At 69.0% G+C, this 18,155-nt stretch carries 14 protein-coding genes; 9 read left to right on the plus strand and 5 right to left on the minus strand.

Annotation, left to right across the window (positions count from 1 at the left end; genetic code table 11):
• Positions 1-96 precede the first annotated feature (96 nt).
• From JOD67_RS09540 to JOD67_RS09555, 4 genes are all read left to right on the plus strand, one after another.
• Positions 97-858, plus strand: coding sequence for an ABC transporter ATP-binding protein (locus JOD67_RS09540; RefSeq protein ID WP_239553783.1), 762 nt, complete (start codon positions 97-99; stop codon positions 856-858).
• A 3-nt stretch (positions 859-861) separates the two neighbouring features.
• Positions 862-3,402, plus strand: coding sequence for an ABC transporter permease (locus tag JOD67_RS09545; RefSeq protein ID WP_205117072.1), 2,541 nt, complete (start codon positions 862-864; stop codon positions 3,400-3,402).
• A 473-nt stretch (positions 3,403-3,875) separates the two neighbouring features.
• Complete coding sequence (gene larE / locus JOD67_RS09550; RefSeq protein WP_307782331.1) at positions 3,876-5,315, plus strand: ATP-dependent sacrificial sulfur transferase LarE; 1,440 nt, start codon at positions 3,876-3,878, stop codon at positions 5,313-5,315.
• Between the two features lie 85 nt (positions 5,316-5,400).
• Positions 5,401-5,784 carry a cold-shock protein gene (locus JOD67_RS09555; RefSeq protein ID WP_205117073.1) on the plus strand — a complete coding sequence of 128 codons (384 nt, stop codon included), beginning with the start codon at positions 5,401-5,403 and terminating at the stop codon, positions 5,782-5,784.
• On the opposite strand, the gene JOD67_RS09560 is transcribed toward JOD67_RS09555, so the two are convergent.
• Complete coding sequence (locus JOD67_RS09560; RefSeq protein ID WP_307782332.1) at positions 5,669-7,258, minus strand: MFS transporter; 1,590 nt, start codon at positions 7,256-7,258, stop codon at positions 5,669-5,671. The two genes, JOD67_RS09555 and JOD67_RS09560, sit on opposite strands and share 116 nt — an antisense overlap.
• 93 nt (positions 7,259-7,351) lie before the next feature.
• Here JOD67_RS09560 and JOD67_RS09565 point away from each other — a divergent pair, with 93 nt between their 5' ends.
• Positions 7,352-8,131, plus strand: a complete 780-nt coding sequence (locus JOD67_RS09565; protein ID WP_307782333.1) for a DUF3027 domain-containing protein — start codon at positions 7,352-7,354, stop codon at positions 8,129-8,131.
• Between the two features lie 37 nt (positions 8,132-8,168).
• Here the strand turns inward: JOD67_RS09565 and JOD67_RS09570 are convergent, their stop codons facing one another.
• Positions 8,169-8,477: a DUF2530 domain-containing protein gene (locus JOD67_RS09570; RefSeq protein ID WP_307782334.1), complete on the minus strand. Its 309-nt coding sequence runs from the start codon at positions 8,475-8,477 to the stop codon at positions 8,169-8,171.
• Between the two features lie 95 nt (positions 8,478-8,572).
• Here JOD67_RS09570 and JOD67_RS09575 point away from each other — a divergent pair, with 95 nt between their 5' ends.
• Entirely contained in the window at positions 8,573-10,063 is a 1,491-nt protein-coding gene (locus tag JOD67_RS09575; protein WP_205117074.1) for an NCS2 family permease, read from the plus strand.
• Positions 10,064-10,073: 10 nt separating this feature from the next.
• A complete protein-coding gene (locus tag JOD67_RS09580; protein ID WP_205117075.1) occupies positions 10,074-10,835 on the plus strand; it encodes an SDR family NAD(P)-dependent oxidoreductase in 762 nt (253 codons plus the stop codon).
• Between the two features lie 181 nt (positions 10,836-11,016).
• On the opposite strand, the gene JOD67_RS39980 is transcribed toward JOD67_RS09580, so the two are convergent.
• From JOD67_RS39980 to JOD67_RS09590, 3 genes are read right to left on the minus strand one after another with little or no spacing between them, the layout of a single operon-like run.
• Positions 11,017-11,688 carry a maleylpyruvate isomerase family mycothiol-dependent enzyme gene (locus JOD67_RS39980; protein WP_307782732.1) on the minus strand — a complete coding sequence of 224 codons (672 nt, stop codon included), beginning with the start codon at positions 11,686-11,688 and terminating at the stop codon, positions 11,017-11,019.
• Positions 11,622-13,109: an MFS transporter gene (locus tag JOD67_RS09585; protein WP_205117076.1), complete on the minus strand. Its 1,488-nt coding sequence runs from the start codon at positions 13,107-13,109 to the stop codon at positions 11,622-11,624. The genes JOD67_RS39980 and JOD67_RS09585 overlap by 67 nt, the downstream gene beginning before the upstream one ends.
• Positions 13,106-13,546 (minus strand): MarR family winged helix-turn-helix transcriptional regulator, encoded by a 441-nt coding sequence (locus JOD67_RS09590; protein ID WP_275577064.1) that lies wholly within the window; start codon positions 13,544-13,546, stop codon positions 13,106-13,108. The genes JOD67_RS09585 and JOD67_RS09590 overlap by 4 nt, the downstream gene beginning before the upstream one ends.
• 264 nt (positions 13,547-13,810) lie before the next feature.
• Here JOD67_RS09590 and JOD67_RS09595 point away from each other — a divergent pair, with 264 nt between their 5' ends.
• Positions 13,811-14,674, plus strand: a complete 864-nt coding sequence (locus tag JOD67_RS09595; RefSeq protein ID WP_205117077.1) for an ATP-binding protein — start codon at positions 13,811-13,813, stop codon at positions 14,672-14,674.
• A gap of 176 nt (positions 14,675-14,850) precedes the next feature.
• Positions 14,851-18,150 (plus strand): S8 family peptidase, encoded by a 3,300-nt coding sequence (locus tag JOD67_RS09600; RefSeq protein WP_205117078.1) that lies wholly within the window; start codon positions 14,851-14,853, stop codon positions 18,148-18,150.
• Positions 18,151-18,155 lie beyond the last annotated feature (5 nt).

Consider the following 18,155-nt stretch of genomic DNA (forward strand, 5'->3'; position numbering starts at 1 on the left):
GCTAGCGCGGCGCGCGAGGCGGTACAGCTGCCTATACCTCCGATGGAGCGGCCGGCAGGATCGTTCACGCGGGCGGATCGGACGAGGCTTTCAGGCATGGCGAACCTGATGAGCACGACCGAGCGGGCGACCGGCCTCGCGGTCCGGCTGGACGCGGTGACCAAGGTGTACGGAACGGGCGCGAGCGCGGTCACCGCACTCCGCGACGTCAGCATCGGCCTGCCGGTCGGCAGCTTCACCGCCGTGATGGGTCCGTCCGGATCGGGCAAGAGTACGTTCCTGCACTGCGCCGCCGGGCTCGACCGTCCGACGAACGGCGAGGTCTGGCTCGGCGACCAGCAGCTCGCCGGACTGCGCGAGGGCGCGCTCACCAAGATCCGCCGCGAACGGATCGGGTTCGTCTTCCAGGCTTACAACCTGTTGCAGGCGCTGACCGTCGAGCAGAACATCACGCTCCCGCTCCGACTAGCAAACGCACGCGTGGACCGAGTCTGGCTGGCGGAGGTCGCTGCCAACGTCGGGTTGACGGAGCATCTCGACCGGCGGCCGAGCCAGCTGTCCGGCGGCCAGCAGCAGCGAGTCGCGATCGCGCGGGCGCTCGTGACCCGCCCGAACGCCGTGTTCGCCGACGAACCGACCGGCGCGCTCGACACCAGAACCGCCCGGCAGATCCTGCAGCTATTGCGCGAGGTTGTCGACAGGCTTGGGCAAACGGTCCTGATGGTGACCCACGATCCGGTCGCAGCCTCCTACGCCGACTCCGTGGTCTTCCTTGCCGACGGGCGTATCGCCGGCGAGGAACGCGCGCCGAGCGCTGAGCTCATCGCCGAACGCCTGACGCATCTCGGGGAGTGGTAACCGATGTTCGATCTCGCCAAGCAGACGATCCGCGCTCGCAAGGGTGGCTTTGCCGCCACGTTCATCGCCTTGTTCTGTGGTGCCGCGCTGGTGACGGCGTGCGGCATGCTCTTCGAGTCCGCCCTGCGCGGAGGGGTTCCGCCGGAACGGTACGTCGCCGCGACCGTCGTGGTCGGCGCGAAGCAGAGCGTCCCGGTGCAGGAGGACGCTGACCGTTATCTCGCCGAGCGGGTGCCCCTGCCGGCGAGCCTGGTCGAGAAGGTCGACGAGGTCGCCGGCGTCGAACGGGCGATCGGCGACGTCAGCATCCCGATCACGATGGTGGCCGGAGGGAAGCTCGTTCCGGCCATCCGTCCGATCGTGGCTCACGGTCAGGACTCGTTGCCGCTCGGGCGGTATGGGCTGCAGGCCGGGACGAAGGCGCGAGCCTCCAACGAGGTGGTCCTCGACCTCGCGACGGCGAAGGCGGCGGGCGCGACCGTCGGCGACGTGGTCCAGCTCGCCGCCGGCTCGAAGCCGAAGTCGTACGAGGTCGTGGGCATCGCCGACCAGGTCGAGCAGGAGAACCGGCAGTCGAACGTTTGGCTCACCGACGCGACGGCTCGGCAGCTCACCGGTCGACCGACGCAGGTCGACGCGATCGGCGTTGTCGGAGCGTCGGGCACGTCGCCCCGGGAGCTGGCGGAACGGATCGAACGCGCTCTCGGCGAGCAGGTCGTGACGTACACCGGGCATCGGCGCGGTGACGTGGAGTTCCTCGACGCGGGCCAGTCCCGTTCGGAACTCACGATGCTGGCCATCTCGTTCGCCGGCTCGGTGCCGATGATCGCGATGTTGGTGGTCGCGAGCACCCTGACGTTGGCGATTCAGCAACGCCGTAGGGAGTTCGCGCTGCTGCGGGCGATCGGGGCGACGCCGCTCCAGGTGCGGCGGATGATCGCCTCCGAGCTGTGGCTGGTGTCGTTGCTCGCCGGGGTACTGGGGAGCGTTCCGGGGATCGCGGTGGGCTACCTGCTGCGGAACGGGTTCGCCGCGGGTGGGCTCATTCCGCCGGACTTCCAGGTGGCGTGGAGTCCGCTGCCCATGCTGGCCGCGGTGCTGATGATGGTCGTGACCGCGCAGCTCTCCGGCCTCATCGCAGGGCGGCGCCCGGCGCGGTTGCGGCCGGTCGACGCGTTCGGCGAGGCGGCGGTCGAGCCTCGTACGTTCAGTCGCAAGCGGCTCGTGATCGGGCTGGTACTCGGCTTCGTCGGCGTGGCCGCATCCGCGCTGCCGCTGCTGATCAAGGGCGAGGCGGCGGCCGGTGGCGTGGGCAGCACGATCCTGCTGCTGGTCGTCGCGGTGATCGTGCTCGGGCCGAAGATCGCGTCGGCGTCGACGAGCATGCTCGGACCCATCGTCCGGACGTTCTCTGGAGCGAGTGGATATTTGGCGTCAGTACAAGTTTCGACTAACTCTCGTCGATTGGGTGCGTCGATCACCCCACTGGTGTTGGCGATCTCGTTCGTCTCGGTGCAGATCTTCATGCAGACCACCACCGCCGCGGCAGCGGTCGCTCAGGCACGAGAGGGAACGGTGGCGGACTTCGTGGTCAGCGGTGCTGCCGACCTTTCGCCGGACGTGGTCTCGTCGGTGCGAGAGGTTGAGGGCGTGCGTGCGGTGACGCCTATGGTCACGACGCAGGTGATTGCGAAGTACGACTTCGCCGACAGCGTGGAGATCCAGCCGTTCGGCGCGCAGGGAGTCGACCCCCGGCAGCTGTCGGACACGCTCGACCTGTCGGTGACGTCCGGGCGGCTGTCCGCCCTGGGCGAAGGCACGGTGGCGCTGAGCGAGTGGGCAGCCGGGACGCTCGGTGCCAGTATCGGCGACAAGCTGGACCTGACGCTGGGCGACGGTACACCGTTCGCGCCGCGAGTAGTGGCGATCTATCAACGGGGTTTGGGGTTCGGCGACTTCACGATGGCTCGCGACGCCGTCCTCCCGCATGTCACGTCGGGGCGTGACTCGGCCGTCCTGGTTCGCGTGACGCCGGGGGCTTCTCGTACAACTGTTGGCGCGGCGCTCGGCGAGTTGGCCTCGACGTACCCGGGCCTTGCCGTCGCGGATCAGGAAGCCCTGCAGGCGAATCTGCAGCAGAACCTGAAGGCGCAGTCGTGGGGCAACCTGCTCGGCACCGCGGTGGTCCTCGGGTACCTGGCGATCGCGATCGCGAACACGTTGGTGCTGGCGACCGCCGACCGGGCGCGCGAGTTCGCACTGCTGCGGCTCGTCGGCGCGTCGCGGCGCCAGGTGGCGCGGATGATCCGGACGGAGGCGTCCGTGGTGGTGCTGATCGCAGTGGTGGTCGGCTCGTTGATCACGGTGCCGCCGCTGGTCGGGATCTCGCTGGCGACGACCGGGTCGCCGATCCCGTACGTCCCGCCGCTCGGCTATGCGGCCATCGTCCTCGCGGCTGTCGTCTTCGGCCTGATGTCGATGACGATCCCCGCTCGCCTCGCCCTACGGACCCGCCCCGTCGACGCCGTCACCGCGGAGGCGTAGGTGCCAGGTTTCCTTCCACAGAAGCCGAATTGGCGAGGTTGTCCACAGATCCGCGCTGGCGTCTCCGTTAGCGGTGGGGAAGGCGAATCCTGGAGTCAGTCGCATTTTCAGCGGCAGGCCTTGGGGCGCTCCAGCCAGCCGCCGGCTCGGCCCTGCCCGGAAGGCAGTCTGGTCGCCCGATGCGAGCCCGGTGGGTACAGGTGGGGGACAGGCCTCTCGCCCGGCGGAGCGACTGTTGGGGACAGCCCGCCCCCTGGGCGGGGTGCGGGTGCGTGAGATGGGTCTGATGGATTGATCATCAGATGAATCGAGTGAGCGCGAGATGAACCGCGTCGCTGGCGAGGAGGTGGGCGAGGAGGTGGCGCCTCCATTGCAGGAGGATCCGAGGGCGCGCCAGCGGATGGGGCAAGAGGCTGTTGGTGGCCAAGAGTGAGCGGACTGGTGCGTAGCGTGAGCCACGTAGGCTCGGGGGTGTGGCTGCTGAGCTTGTCGTCGGGTTCGACCTGGACATGACGTTGATCGACTCCCGCCCCGGTATAGCCGCGGTGTGGGAGGCGGTCTCGCAGGAGACCGGTGTGTTCATCGACAGCCAGCTCGTCGTCTCCCGCCTCGGTCCACCCCTCGCCGTCGAGGCCGCGCACTGGTTTCCGGAGCACGAGATCCCGGACGTCGTCGCGCGGTACCGGGCCCTCTACCCCGACCACGCGATCGACAAGGTCGCGCTGATCCCCGGTGCGCAGGAGGCGTTCGAGGCCGTACGCAAGCACGGCGGGAAGGTCATCGTCGTCACGGCCAAGAACGAACCGCACGCTCGCAGGCACCTCGAGCACCTCGGCCTGCACGCGGACGAGGTCGTCGGCGACGCCTGGGCCGAGCAGAAGGGCGAAGCCCTCAAGGCGCGCAACGCCAGCATCTTCGTCGGCGACCACCTCGGTGACATCGTCGGAGCGAAGACGGCCCACGCGATCTCCGTCGCTGTCCCCAGCGGCCCCATCGGCATGGACGAGCTCCGCGCCGCCGGCGCCGACGTCGTGCTCGCGGACCTGGCCGACTTCCCGTTCTGGCTGGACGAACACATCCTCACCAGCAGGCTGGAAGCCCTCGAGAAGAGCCTGCAGGACGCCGGCTCGGTCCTCGTCGCCTTCTCCGGCGGGGCCGACTCCGCGTTCCTGCTCGCCGCGGCCGTACGAGCGCTCGGAAACGAAAGAGTCGCCGCCGCCACCGCGATCTCCGCCAGCCTGGCCGAGGCCGAGCTGGCCCCCGCCAAGCAGTTCGCCGAGGACCTCGGCGTCCAGCACTTCACGCCCGACACCGACGAAATGTCGAGCGAGGGCTACCGCGCGAACGCCGGCGACCGTTGCTACTTCTGCAAGGCCGAGCTGCTGGACACCTTGGGGCCGCTGGCCACGCAGCTCGGCCTCGCGTACGTCGCGACCGGGACCAACGCCGACGACGCAAGAGCTGGGTTCCGGCCGGGCATCCGCGCGGCGCACGAGCGCGGGGCGACCACGCCACTCAAGGACGCCGGCCTCACCAAGCAGCAGATCCGCGAAGCCTCGAGGCGATGGGGCCTCGCCACCTGGGACAAGCCCGCCGCGGCCTGCCTGTCCAGCCGCATCGCGTACGGCCTGCAGATCACGCCCGCGCGCCTCGCCCGCGTCGACCAGGCCGAAGCCGCACTCCGCGCCGCCCTGCACGACGAGGGCGTCCACGTCACCAACCTGCGCGTCCGCGACGTCGGCGACACCGCTCGGGTCGAGATCGACAAGGAGCTCGTCGAGCGCGTGACCGAATCGGACACTGTCCTCGAAGCGGTCCTCGCGGCAGGGTTCGACACCGTTGAGGTCGATCCGCGCGGGTTCCGGTCGGGTTCGATGAACGAGATGCTGACCGATCCAGAACGTTATCGGTAGAGGTCCAGCGCCCGGACGTCTAGGCTGGGAACGGCCCCCGTCCTCGGGGGTCGCATTGCGTCAGGTTCGATCGAGCGAGGTTTCTGTGCCGGCAGGCAAGGTCAAGTGGTACGACACGGACAAGGGTTTCGGCTTCCTCACCAAGGATGAGGGAGGCGACGTCTACGTTCGGGCTGCCGCGTTGCCGGCGGGAGTGACTGCGCTGAAGGCCGGTCAGCGCGTGGAGTTCGGCATCGTCGCGGGCCGCAAGGGCGACCAGGCCTTGTCGGTGCGAGTGCTGGACGCGCCCCCGAGCGTGGCCAAGGCGATGCGGAAGACGCCGGACGAGATGATCGTGATCGTCGAGGACCTGATCAAGCTTCTTGACGACCTGGAGTCGACGTACCGGCGGAACCGCCATCCGGAGAGCCGGACGGGGAAGCAGGTGTCGACGGTCCTGCGGGCTTTGGCGAACGAACTCGAGTCCTAGGTCTCACGACCCACACCAGCGCGCCGAGCAGGACCGCGGCGAACAGGCCGAGACCGAGCTGGGGGATCAGCGGGAGCACGATCCCGATGCCGCCGCCGATGACCCAGGCCAGCTGGAGCAGGGTTTCCGACCGCGCGAAAACGCTGGTGCGTACGTGCTCCGGTACGTCCCGTTGGATCAACGCGTCCAGCGACAGCTTGCCCATCTGCTGCGCGAGCCCGGCCGCCAACGCCACCAGCGCGATCGTGATCAGGCCGTAGAACGCGGCCGCGAGTACGGCGAGCCCGCAAGTGGCGGCGAGCAACGCACGGACGACGACCTCGGGGCTGCGCGCTCGCGTCAACGCACCAGCCGTCGTTCCTGCCAGCGCGCCGATGCCGGCCGCACCCGCGACCACGCCGACCTGCAGCGCGGTCGGGATCGTCGACAGCGGGTGCTCGCGCAGCAGGAACGCCATGAACATGATCAGGAAACCGGCGAACGCGCGGAACGCCGCGTTCGCACGCAGCGCGAGCACGACCGACGTCGGAACCCCGCGCAACGTCCGGCCGATGTCGGCGACGCCGACGCCCTCCTCGCCCTCGGAGGAGTCGACCCGGGCGGGCAGCCGGATCGCGAGCACGGTGCCGATGATGAACACCACGAAGCCGAAGCGCAGCGCCCAGTCCGGCCCGACCGCGGACAGTGCGGCGGCGATGCCGGCGCCGATGCCGGTGCCGATCGTGCCGGCGAGGGAGATCCGCGAGTTCGCCGTGACGAGCTCGACCTGATCGGGGAGTAATCGGGGTAACGCGGCCGCGCGTGTCACGCCGTACGCCTTCGACCCGACCAGGCAGCCCAGCGCGAGCGCGTACATGTACGGCTCTTCGGTGATCACCGCGCCCGCGAGCACCCAGCAGAAGAAGCCACGCGCCGCCATCGTGGAGCCGATCGCCCAGCGCCGGCCGCGGCGGAACCGGTCGAGGAACGGGCCGATCAGCGGCGCGACGATCGCGAACGGCGCCATCGTGATCAGCAGGTAGAGCGCGACCCGGCCGCGGGCCTCGGCCGACGGAACGGTGAAGAACAGCGTGCCGGCGAGCCCAACCATCACGCACGCGTCGCCGGCCATGTTGACCGCGTGCATCTCGATCAGCTTCGCGAGGCCGGTCTCGCCCATGCCCTGGGCGTGGGTGACCTTGCGGACCATGCGGGCGGTGCCCTTGGCCGCTCCGGTCGAGGCGCCGGCGATCCTGCTGCCGGCGGTCTTCATCGCCCGGGTCGCGTTGCCGAAGCGGCCGGTGGTCCCGTTCGACTCGGCTGCCTCCTCCTCCGCCTTGGGCTGCTCAGGCGGCTGCTTGGGCGGCGGTGGCAGCTCGCGCGGCGGCTGGGGAGGAGGCGTGGGTGGCGCACTTCCGCCCGCCCGCCGGGCGGCTCTGCGGCCGGGCGGACCCAGAGGCTGGCCGTGTCTGCGCGGCTCGCTGCTGGGTTCCACCCTTCAATCCTGCCTACTGTGCGGCCCGCTGTCTTCAGGGAGGTCCCCCGTTGCTGTCACGTGTCTTGCGGACGCGTGACAGAATCACTCCCCGTGAGTACCGCAGTCCGGCGCACCGCCAAGTCCCTGAGGCTCGATGCTGCCTGCGCGGAAGCGGTTGAGCTGGCTCGTGACGCCGCCCTCGAGATGGCAGGCAAGGACGAGTTGGGCGCTCACCTGGGCTGCGTCGCCGACGGTGAACGCGTCGTCACGCACTACTTCGCCAACCAGAACGCCGCCTACCAGGGCTGGCGCTGGGCGGTCACGGTCGCCCGTGCGCCGCGGCAGAAGCACGTCACGGTCGACGAGGTCGTGCTGCTTCCCGGTGACGAGTCGGTGCTGGCCCCGGCGTGGGTGCCGTGGTCGGAGCGCGTACGTCCCGGCGACCTCGGTCCCGGCGACCTGCTGCCCACGACCGGCGACGACCCCCGCCTCGTACCCGGCTACGCCGAGGCTCCGGCCGACCCGGACGAGGTGAAGCGGGTCGCCGACGAGCTCGGCCTCGGCCGTATCCGCGTGCTGTCGCCGGTGGGCAAGGACGACGCGGTGTTCCGCTGGTACGCCGGGGACAACGGGCCCGAGTCGCCGATCGCCCAGGCGGCGCCCGGACACTGCTCGACCTGCGGTTTCATCGTGCGGATGGCCGGCGAGCTGGGAACGGTCTTCGGCGTCTGCGCGAACGAGTACGCCCCGAGCGACGGCAAGGTCGTCTCCCTCGACCACGGCTGCGGCGCGCACTCCGAGGCGGTGCCGTACGAGGAACCACGACAGCCGGTCGACCTGCCCAGCCACGTGTTGGACACGCTCGGCTTCGACGACATCGAGCGCTTGTAAGCACGCATCGCCGGCTTCGTTAGCCGACCTCTGTAGATCAGGCAGCGGTGGGGGTGTCCGGCGGTGGGGGTGTGTCCGCCGCCTGCGTACGCTCACGGGCGCGGCGGAGGTGCGCGGCGCGGCGGCGGCAGTACTCGAAGCCGATGACGCCCAGGCCGAAGCCCGACAGGCAGGTCCACAGCCACCAGCCGTTGCCCTGCTCCTGCAGCCGACCGTAGAACGGCAGCAGCGCGAGGAACGCGACCAGCCAGACGACTGCTCCCACTCCCAGCGTCCGGACGCCGTCTACGTCCAGCGGCTCCACGTGTGCCTGTTCGAGCAAACGAGGGGGCGACTTCTCCGACACACATCGAGCATATCTGTCCAGGTCACCCCATGGTCTGGCATTCTGCGCACGAGATCCGCTGGGGATCGAGGGCACGGACCCATGAAGGGACCGAGATGGCCGAGTCAGGCACCCGGAAAGCCGCCACCGAGTCCCGCCCGCGGGGCGGCGCGCTCGACCGGTACTTCAAGATCACCGAGCGCGGCTCGACGGTCGGCCGCGAGGTCCGCGGTGGTCTCGTGACGTTCTTCACGATGGCGTACATCATCGTGCTGAACCCCCTCATCATCGGCACCGGCAAGGACGTCACCGGCGCGTTCCTCGGCGGCGGTGCGGCGCCGAACCTCGCGCAGGTCGCGGCCGTCACCGCGCTCGTCGCGGGCCTGCTGACGATCCTCATGGGCGTCGTCGCGAACTTCCCGCTGGCGCTCGCGACCGGCCTGGGCCTGAACGCGTTCGTTGCGTTCAGCATCGCGACCCAGATGACCTGGGCCGACGCGATGGGCCTGGTCGTGATCGAGGGCTTGATCATCCTCGTGCTCGTGCTCACCGGGTTCCGAACGGCGGTCTTCCGCGCGGTGCCGCGGGAGCTGAAGATCGCGATCTCGGTCGGCATCGGGTTGTTCATCGCGTTCATCGGGTTCGTCGACGCGGGCTTCGTCCGTCGCGCCGCGGCGCCGCCGGTGCCGGTGCAGTTCGGGGTCGACGGGTTCCTCGGTGGTTGGCCGGTCCTCGTGTTCGTGGTCGGGCTGATCGCGATCGCGATCATGCTGGTGCTGCGCGTCAAGGGCGCGCTGCTGATCGGCATCCTCGGTGCCACCGCGCTCGCGATCATCATCGAGGCGATCGCGAAGATCGGCCCGTCGGTGTCCGGCGACCAGGTCAACCCGAAGGGCTGGGGACTGAACGTTCCCGCGCTGCCGGACCGCTGGATCGAGCTGCCGGATTTCTCGCTGGTGGGGCATTTCAGCCTGCTCGGCTCGTTCGAACGGATCGGCGTCGTCTCCGCTCTGCTGATCGTGTTCACGCTGATGCTCGCGGACTTCTTCGACACGATGGGCACGATGACCGCGATCGGCGCCGAGGCCGGGCTGCTCGACAAGGGCGGGAATCCGCCGAACACACAGCGGATTCTCATCGTCGACTCGGTCGCCGCTGCTGCTGGCGGTGCGGCTTCGGTGTCGTCGAACACCTCCTACATCGAGTCCGCGTCCGGTGTCGGCGAGGGTGCGCGGACCGGTCTCGCGTCGGTCGTGACCGGGCTGTGTTTCTTGCTGGCAACGGTGTTCGCGCCGATCGTCGAGATCATTCCGTACGAGGCCGCGACGCCAGCGCTGATCGTGGTCGGGTTCTTGATGATGACGCAGGTCAAGGACATCCCGTGGGATCGCATCGAGGTCGCGCTGCCGGCGTTCCTCACGATCGTGCTGATGCCGTTCACGTACTCGATCACGGTCGGCATCGGGGCCGGCTTCGTGTCGTACGTGATCCTGCGCGCTGTCCGCGGCAAGGCGCGCGAGGTGCACCCGCTGCTGTGGGCAGTGGCGGTGCTCTTCCTCGTCTACTTCGCGATCGACCCGATCAAGCAGCTGCTCGGGGTGTCGTAGGGTTCCGAGCGTGAACGACTTCCTGTCTGACCTGTTCTCGCTGTCCGGCCGGGTGGCGGTCGTCACCGGTGGCTCGTCGGGCATCGGTCGGGCGATCGCTCTGGGCTTGGGTCAGGCGGGCGCGTCGGTGGTCGTGGTCGCACGGCAGGAGGACGCGCTGCGGTCGACTGTCGACGAGCTGCCGAAGGGCGCGTACGTGGTCGCCGACCTGGCCTCACGCTCGGCGCTGGCGGCCGCGTGCGAGGCGATCGTCGAGCCGTTCGGGCCGCCGGACATCCTCGTGCACGCGGCCGGGCTGAACCTGCGCCCGCCGTTCGCCGAGCAGCCGGTCGAGCAGTGGGACCAAACGATGGCGATCAACCTGGACGCGGCGTACCTGCTCGGACAGGCCCTTGGTCCGGGCATGGCCGAACGCGGCTGGGGACGCATCATCAACATCGGCTCGCAGCAGTCGGTCCGCGCGTTCGGCAACAGTGGCGCGTACGGCGTCTCGAAGGCCGCGACGCTGGGGCTGACGCGTTCGCAGGCCGAGGCATGGTCGTCGTCTGGGGTGTGCTGCAACGCGATCGTGCCAGGCTTCGTCAAGACGCCGTTGACGCAGGAGACGTTCGCCGACCCCGAGCGCGTCGCCCGCCTGGCGGCACGCACGATGATGGGCAGGAACGGGCTCGCCGAGGACTTCGTCGGCGCGGCGATCTTCCTGGCCAGCGACGCGAGCGCGTACGTCACCGGGCAGGCGATCTTCGTCGACGGAGGCTTCTCGGTCTACTAGGTCGTGTCTGGCAAATAGCGCCGGTCATCGCGCGTAGCGCGATGGCGCGCGGCGCCCCGCGCCCGGCTGGGCGTGGTGCAGGAGGAATTCATATTGGTTATATGGGTGACGAGGTGCACCGCGTCCAGGCGGGATGTGGGGTGTCGCGCGTCAGGCGATCTTCGACAGACACGGCCTAGCATCAACCCGTCGCGAGCTTGACCTGGTCGCGGAACGCCGGCACCACCTCCTCGTCCCCCTGGACGGTGAGAGGCTCGAGCGGGCCGCGGCCCCAGATCCAGCGCACCAGGTCGGACGGGTCGCCCGAGACCTGGGCGTCGGGCGTACGTCCGCCTGGGAGAACGGCGATCGACGTCTCCTCGAACGCGACCAGCCAGGATCGCTCGTTCGCCGCGAGCTCGACCGTCTTGCCGGCAAGTGGCTTGGACAGCGGCTCGTCGGACCAGTCGCCGGCGAGCATCACCCGCAGCGCCTCGTCGACGCCGTCGGCCGCCAGCTCGGCGTCGATCGGGGTCACCTGGTCGGCGGCCAGCTCGACGTCGACGCGGTGGATCGCGGTCTCCTGCGCCATCCGGCGGAACCAGAAGCCGACGGTCTGATCGGGTGCGTACCAGGTGTACGAGGGTGCGGCCGGGCCTCGGGTGAGGAACTCCGTCCGCATCGCCTCGTACGCCTCGGTGAACGCCTCGAGCGGGTCGCGCTCAGGCAGCTCCGGTGGCCACGGGTCGGGCCGCGCCTGCTGGCGCATGCACTCGATCTTGTGCAGGTAGACGAACGTCACGTGCTCTACAACGTCGCGGACCGTCCAGTCCGGGCACGACGGAACCGCGGCAGCAGGCCCTTCTCGCGCCACGGTCGCGAGGCGGTCGGCGTCGGCCGCGAGGGTCTCGAGGTACCGGTTGAACTCCATGGCCGTACCTTGTCAGGCTCCACCGACAAGGCTTGGGGCGTGGGGTCCGGGGCGGCCTCGGGACCGCGCGGAGTGGGCACGGCACCGTTCGGCGGCGTGGGCTCGCCGTCCTCGGGCTCGAAGACGTGGAAGTGCGGCCGCGGCAGCATGTGCGCCCGGACGCGGAGGCCCTGGTGCCGCTTGAGCAGCCAGGCGGCCAGCAGCGTGCCGAGCACGGAGAGCGCGCCGCCGCCGATCAGCGTCCAGCGTGCGCCGAACGCCTCGGCGACCCAGCCCACGATCGGGGCGCCGAGCGGGGTGCTGCCGATGAAGACCATCGCGTACAGCGCCATCACCCGGCCGCGCATCTCCGGAGTCACCGACAGCTGCATGGTCGCGTTGGCCGCGGTGATCATCGTCATCGAGGCGATGCCGACGAGCGGCAGCGTGACCGCGAACAGCAGGTAGGTCGGCATCAGGCCGGACATCATCTCGAGGAGACCGAACAGCACGGCGGCGCCGATGATCATCCGCTGCCGTGGCCTCCCGCCGCGGCGAGCCGCGAGCAGGGCGCCGGCGAGTGAGCCGACCGCCATGATCGAGCCGAGGATGCCGTACTCGGCCGAGCCCTTGCCGAACACGTCGGTCGCCATCAGCAGGCTGGTGAGCTGGAAGTTGAGGCCGAAGCAGCCGACGAAGAACACGACCGCGAGGATCAGCATCAGGTCTGGGCGGCCCCGGACGTACTGCAGGCCGTCGCGCACCATGCCCTTCTTGCGCGGTGCCGGCTCGGGGGTGCTGAGCTCGCTGGCGCGCATCCGGGAGAGCGCCCAGATCGGTCCGAGGTAGGTGACCGCGTTGATCGCGATCACGACGCCCGGGTCGAACGCGATCAGCATGAAGCCGGCGATCGCCGGGCCGACGATACGGGCGGCGTTGAAGCTGGCGGAGTTGAGGCCGACGGCGTTCGTCACGTCGTCCTTGCCGACCATCTCGATGACGAACGACTGCCTTGCCGGGTTGTCGATCGCGCTGAAAACGCCGAGCAGGAAGGAGAGCACGTACACGTGCCACACCTCCGCGACGCCGGTCAGCGACAGCACGGCCAGCACGACCGCGGTCGATCCCATGCCGGCCTGGGTGATCTGCAGGACCTTGCGCTTGGAGAAGCGGTCCGCGATCAGCCCGGCCCAGGGGGCGAGGATGAGGAAGGGGAGGAACTGCAGGCCGGTAGTGATACCCACCGCCGTGCCACTACCGGAGAGCTGAAGGACGAGCCAGTCCTGGGCGACTCTTTGGAGCCACGTACCTACGTTGCTTGCTGCCGACCCTGCTGCGTATAGACGATAGTTGCGGTTCCGAAGTGAACGGAACGTCGCACTCACGATGAAGCCAACCTCTCCAGGATCGGTGCGGCAGCGCGCAGGATCTCTTTCTCTTGTGGTGTGAGCTCGCGCAGGCGCTTCGCCAACCAAGCATCGCGGCGCTTGCGGTCCTCGGCGAGCAGGCGGCGGCCCTCATCTGCGAGCCGCACGACGACCTGCCGGCCATCGGTCGGGTGCGGCTCGCGCACAACCAGGCCGATGGTCTCGAGGTGCGACACCGTCCGCGTCATCGAGGGCGGTTGAACCTTCTCGTACGCGGCCAGCTCGCCAATCGTCAACAGGTTATGTCGATTGAGCGTCGACATAACAGCCAGTTGGTTGGCGGAGAGCTGGTTGTCATCGGCCACCTGGTTACGAAGGCGGCGGGCCAGTCGCATCACCGAGAGTCTCAGGGTGCTCGCCAGCCCAGGGTCGGACCGCACGAGCATCGGAGACATGTCTTTAGCCTACCTCATTAGCTTGGCTAAGGAAAATTCTGGCAACCGCTTGCTGAGGTGGGCGGTGGTGTGGACGTGGAAGCGCGTGCCAGGTCGCACTGTTTCGCGGTGATCATGTACGTGATCATGAAGCCGAACGGTCATATACGACGGGTTTGCCTTCATGATCACGTACATGATCATGGTGAGGCGGGGCGCCGGAGGGTTGCTTACTTTAATTACTGTAAGTAAAGTTAGGGCGTGGTCACCAGGAGACGTCCGCAGGTGAGTAATCGGCCGTTGCTTGATACGCGTACCGATGCCGATCTCTTCGTGGGGCGGGAGCTCGAGCTCAACCGCCTCACGCGGGCGGTTGAGCTGGGCCTCAATGCGCTCGTGGTCGGCACCGCGGGCGTGGGCAAGACCTCGCTGCTCCGCCAGCTCGCGTACCGGCTCCGCGGCAACGGGCAGGCCGTGCACCACCTCACCGCCGGAAGGCTAACCGGCGTGCAGGACGTCCTCGACCAGCTCGAGCAGCTCCGCGCCGACGCCACCCAGGTCGTGCTGCTCGACGAGCCCGAGCTCGACCTCGCGACCAACCTCTTCGGGCGCCTCCGTGACGAGCTGTGGCAGCTCCCGTTCACCTGGATCGTCGCCGTCGAGCCGCCGGCGGCCACGGTACTGGCGAAGGCGCCGATCGACGCGTTCTTCGAGGTACGGCTGGAGATCGACCCCCTCGCTCCCGGCGAGCTCCGCACCATGCTCGACCGTCGGCTCCCCGCGGGCGCGCTGCCCGACTCCGTGCTGGACGAGCTCACCGCCGACGACGAGCCGCGCCGCGTTCTCGACGCGGCCAGGCAGTTGCTGACCGGGGCGAGCTGGCCGGAGCTCAAGGAGGCCCGCAAGCAACGCGACACGGCCGTCGGCAAGCTCAGCCGTCCCGAACGGGAGGCGATCCGCGCCCTCGAGTCGGTCGGCGGCGCCGCGAGCGCGTCCGATCCCGACCTGCTGGCGGCGTTGGGCTGGACCAGGGCCCGTGCCGTTCAGGTGCTCGGTGCCCTGGCTGAGGCGGGCATCCTCATCGCCGAGTCGGTCCGTGGGAACGGGGCCGGGCGCCCGCGCAAGGTCTACCGACTCGCCCTGCCCTGACTGGATCCGCGTTCCTGAAAGAAAACTGAGAAATCGCACAACTCTCCGCGCACTTGTGGCGTCAAGCAGTCAACGGGTCTCGCATCGGGACGAGACCGTTACGAAGTGGGGGATCACTCGTGCAAGTTGTGCGTCATTCCGCACGCAGTCTTGCGCTCGCGATCATCGCGGGCGCGGTGGCTGTCAGCACTGTGGCAGCGCTCCCCGCGCAAGCGGGCGAGACGCAGCGCGCGTCGGCCGAACCGAAGGCCGGCAAGTCCGTCGCCACCGTCACCCTGATCACGGGCGACAAGGTGACCCTGCTCAAGGCGAAGAACGGCCGCACCACCGTTCTGCCGCGAGCAGCCAGGGGCCGGGAGGGCATCACCTTCGGGGTCCGTGAACACGGGAAGGTCATCGCGGTCTACCCGTCCGACGCCGTGGGCCTGGTGGCCCAGGGCAAGCTGGACAAGCGTCTGTTCGACGTGGCTGGGCTCGTCGCGGCGGGGTACGACGACGCCAAATCGAAGACGCTGCCGCTGATCGTCCGGCAGCGCCCCAGCAAGCAGCTGGGCAAGCCGAAGGGCATCATTCCCAACCGTTCGCTGCCGTCGATCGGCGCGACGGCGGTGAAGCAGACGAAGAAGGACGGCACGAAGTTCTGGGGGTGGCTGGTCGGCTCGGTCAACCGCAAGCCCGGCACGTCCGCGAGTCTGAACGGCACCGTGGACAAGGTCTGGCTGGACGGCAAGGTCAAGGCCACGCTGGAGCGGAGCGTCCCGCAGGTCCGCGCACCGCAGGCGTGGAAGGCCGGCTTCACCGGCAAGGGCGTCCGCGTCGCCGTTCTCGACACCGGCATCGACGAGAACCACCAGGACCTGAAGGGCGCGGTCGTCGCGCGGCAGGACTTCTCCGGTACGGGTGACACGGCCGACCTGTTCGGCCACGGCACGCACGTCGCCTCGATCATCACCGGCAACGGCGCGAAGTCGGCCGGCAAGTTGAAGGGTGTCGCGCCCGACGTCGCGCTGGTCAACGGCAAGGTGCTCGACAACGAGGGCTTCGGTTCGGAGTCGGGGATCATCGCCGGCATGGACTGGGCCACGCGTACGGCGAAGGCCAAGGTCGTCAACATGAGTCTCGGCGGCGACCCGACCGACGGCACCGACCCGATGTCGCAGGCCGTCAACACCCTGACGGCGTCCACCGGCGCGCTGTTCGTGATCGCGGCGGGAAACGCGTACGACAACTTCTCGGTGGGGACGCCGGGTGCGGCCGACAAGGCGCTCACCGTCGCCGCCACCGAGCGCGACCTCACCACCGCTGACTTCTCGAGCAAGGGTCCGCGGGTCGGCGACTTCGCGCTGAAGCCTGACATCTCCGCACCGGGGGTCGACATCGCCGCCGCCCGTGCCGCTGGCACGAACATCGGCGACAACCTGGATGCCTTCTACACAAGGCTTTCCGGCACCTCGATGGCGACGCCGCACGTTGCGGGCGCGGCCGCGATCCTGGCTCAGCGTTCCCCGAAGTGGAAGTCCGACCAGCTCAAGACGGCTCTGATGAGCACCGCGAACGCGCCGAAGGGCCGTCCGTGGGAGCAGGGCGCCGGCTTCCTCAACGTCGAGCGCGCGGTCAAGGCGAACGTGTGGTCGTACGAGGGCAGCATCTCGCGGTTCTACAAGTGGCCGCACACGAAGGTCGACTCCACGTCGGTGCACTACGTCAACCGCAGTACCAAGGCGATCAAGCTGAACGTCGCGTTCCACCCGGCCGATGTGGCTGGCGCTCCGATCCCGGCGGGCGTCTTCTCCGGGGTGCCGAAGACCGTCACGGTCCCGGCCGGTGGAACGGTCGCGGTGCCGGTCAAGATCGACCCGACGAAGAGCAAGCCGAACAAGTTCTACGTCGGCACGATCATCGCCTCCGCCGCGGGGATCACGATCCGCAACGCGGTCTCGGTGCACGTGGAGCCCGAGTCGTACGACGTGACGCTCGACTACACCGACCGCAACGGCCAGAAGGTCACCAGCCTGGACCGGTTCGCGCAACTGCCGGTCGTGCTGAACCCGTACACGGGCAACTTCTGGGACGTGCGGGCGAAGGGCGGCAAGCTCGTCGCGCGGGTGCCGAAGGGCACGACGTTCGCGGTGACGGAGAACCTCATCACGCCGGGCAAGGACGAGGTCGCTCCGTCGATCACGGTGATCTCCAAGCCGTCGTTCGCGGTGACCGCCAACACGACGGTCAGCCTGGATGCGCGGCAGGCCAAGAAGGTCTCGGTCAAGCTCGACCAGAACGCGCAGACCGAGTTCTGGCAGCTGTCGGTGATGGAGGCGATCCCGGACACCCAGTGGCACAGCTACTCGCTGGGCTTCCCGTCGCCGCCGGACGCGTACGTGCTGGCGACCGCTCCGGTCGCTGGGCGGAAGTACCAGTTCACGTACTACCAGGAGGCCGAGGCGGGTGACACGACGTACGAGACCGTGTCGGCGACGTCGCAGCGGCTGCCGGCCGACCCGACGTACACGGTGAAGGACTCGTCGCTGTCGGAGGTCACGTTCTCGATCGGCTCGGGTGGCAAGGCGCTGCCCGGTGCGTTGGGACACGGGCTGGCGTACGACGCGAACGGGCTGCTCTTCAACTTCGGCTACGAGCGTCCGGTCGACCTTCCGTCCACGCGCAAGCACCTGGTGACGACGGAGGTCAACGGCAGCGTCGAGGCGCTGTGGAGCGGGTATCTGTACGGCTTCGACTCCACGAGCGGGAACGCGCTGTTCGTGCAGGAGGCTCGGGAGCGGGCGTACTCGGGCACGGCGGAGTTCCGGAAGCGGGAGTTCCTGACGCCGGCGTACGGGTCGTCGGCGTTCGGCCTGCACTTCGGCGACGGCGGGATGGTGCTGTTCACGGAGCCTGTGAACAGCGCGAACGGTCCGGTGTTCGCGTTCGAGGACTCGATCGGCGGTCAGCTGCAGCTGAAGCGGAACGGGACTGTGATTGGGTCGTCCAACAACCCGTACTCCGTCGAGGCCCTGGGCTCGGCGACGGGGACGGCCACGTACGCGCTCGAGCTGCAGACGGGGCACCAGCTGTCGTGGCTGAACTACGGGCGGCAGGTCTCGGGGTCGTGGACGTTCAAGGCGACGAAGCCGGGTGCGGGGGATGCGCAGCAGTACAACCTGGTGGCGCCGCGCGTCAGCGGTGACTTCTCGCCGTCGGGCGATGCCCCGGCGGGGTCGAGCTTGCCGTTGACGATCCAGTCCGACCCGGGGACGCCTTGGCTGAGCAAGGTCGAGCTGTCGATCTCGTACGACGACGGCGCGACCTGGCGTGCGCTCACGGTCATGCCCGACCCGGACGGGTTCAAGACGACAGCGCCGTTGCCGAACGTGGCCTCGGGCTTCGCCTCGCTCCGCATCAAGGCCACCGGCGGCGACCCCACGTCGACGGCTGACCTCACCATCCTGCGCGCCTTCGGTATCAAGCGCGTGAGCTAGGGGAA

Source organism: Tenggerimyces flavus, from assembly GCF_016907715.1.
Taxonomy (GTDB): Bacteria; Actinomycetota; Actinomycetes; order Propionibacteriales; family Actinopolymorphaceae; genus Tenggerimyces; species Tenggerimyces flavus.

Excerpts from the sequence above, each read along its gene's own strand:
- JOD67_RS09540 (WP_239553783.1), top strand. The coding sequence starts at position 97 with ATGGCGAACCTGATGAGCACGACCGAGCGGGCGACCGGCCTCGCGGTC.
- JOD67_RS09545 (WP_205117072.1), top strand. The coding sequence starts at position 862 with ATGTTCGATCTCGCCAAGCAGACGATCCGCGCTCGCAAGGGTGGCTTT.
- JOD67_RS09575 (WP_205117074.1), top strand. The coding sequence starts at position 8,573 with ATGGCCGAGTCAGGCACCCGGAAAGCCGCCACCGAGTCCCGCCCGCGG.
- JOD67_RS09590 (WP_275577064.1), bottom strand. The coding sequence starts at position 13,546 with ATGTCTCCGATGCTCGTGCGGTCCGACCCTGGGCTGGCGAGCACCCTG.